Annotated in this window: 1 protein-coding gene; it reads left to right on the forward strand. The window is 35.5% G+C overall.

Annotated features, from left to right (window positions below; all coding sequences use genetic code 11):
- A partial coding sequence (locus KVT34_RS29905; protein ID WP_217563260.1) for a TnsA endonuclease N-terminal domain-containing protein occupies nucleotides 1–274 on the forward strand: 274 nt, incomplete at its 5' end.
- Nucleotides 275–406 lie beyond the last annotated feature (132 nt).

The raw sequence follows: 406 nt of genomic DNA on the forward strand, positions 1-406 counted from the left end.
GACAACGGATTTTTTATTAACTGTGGATAAAGGTGACGGAATAGTAGAAGTAGCTCGCACGGTCAAAATGAAAGATGAATTACTTAAAAAAAGAGTGATGGAAAAATTTGATATAGAAAGGGTGTACTGGGAAAGAAGAAAAACTGATTGGGGAATTGTGACTGAACTTCAGATTCCTAAAACATTTGCTAGAAATATTAGCTATATTCATGACTATCATGATCTTTATTTACATGGTAGGGTAAGCACCCAGCGCGTTGTCATATTTCTATGATAGGTTTCCAAATACTCCCCCCCGAACCGTACGTACTTGTCTTCAAGTATACGGCTCTCCATTTATCAATCTAATTTACCTAAATGAAAATCTATGTGACATTGTTGGCATAATGCCATGGTTTTTCTTTTT

This window comes from Paenibacillus sp. GbtcB18, assembly GCF_019091125.1.
Classification (GTDB): Bacteria; Bacillota; Bacilli; order Paenibacillales; family NBRC-103111; genus Paenibacillus_F; species Paenibacillus_F chitinolyticus.